The sequence below is a fragment of the Pseudomonas sp. GW823-FHT06E10 genome (assembly GCF_058794995.1).
In genome coordinates, this window is record NZ_JBXAHJ010000041.1 from 1 (window position 1) to 575 (window position 575).

Below are 575 nucleotides of genomic sequence, written 5' to 3' on the forward strand. Positions count from 1 at the left end.
ACCGGCGGCAACTTCGAGAGCCTGGTGCCGAACACCACACCAGCCGTGACCACCATCACCGACTCCGTGGACAACACCGGGCTGACCCTCACCGCCACCAGCAACATCACCGAAGGCGGTCAGATCACCTACACGGCGACCCTGAGCAATCCGGCCGGCACACCGATGACCGTGACCTTGAGCAATGGCTCAGTCATTACCATCGACGCGGGCCAGACCAGCGGCAGCGTCAACGTCCCGACTGCGGCCAACGACATCTATAACAACGGCAGCACCGTCAGCACCACCATCACCGGCACCACCGGCGGCAACTTCGAAAACCTGGTGCCGAACACCACGCCAGCCGTGACCACCATCACCGATTCCGTGGACAACACCGGGCTGACCCTCACCGCCACCGGCAACATCACCGAAGGCGGTCAGATCACCTACACCGCGACCCTGAGCAACCCGGCTGGTACGCCGATGACCGTGACTTTGAGCAATGGCTCAGTCATTACCATCGAGGCGGGCCAGACCAGCGGCAGCGTGAACGTGCCGACTGCGGCCAACGACGTCTATAACAACGGCAGCAC

Annotated in this window: 1 protein-coding gene; it reads left to right on the forward strand. The window is 63.0% G+C overall.

Features of this window, described 5'->3' with window-relative positions; all coding sequences use genetic code 11:
- Positions 1-575: immunoglobulin-like domain-containing protein (locus AC1Q6Y_RS28045; RefSeq protein WP_492625659.1), on the forward strand; the 575-nt coding region annotated here is incomplete at both ends.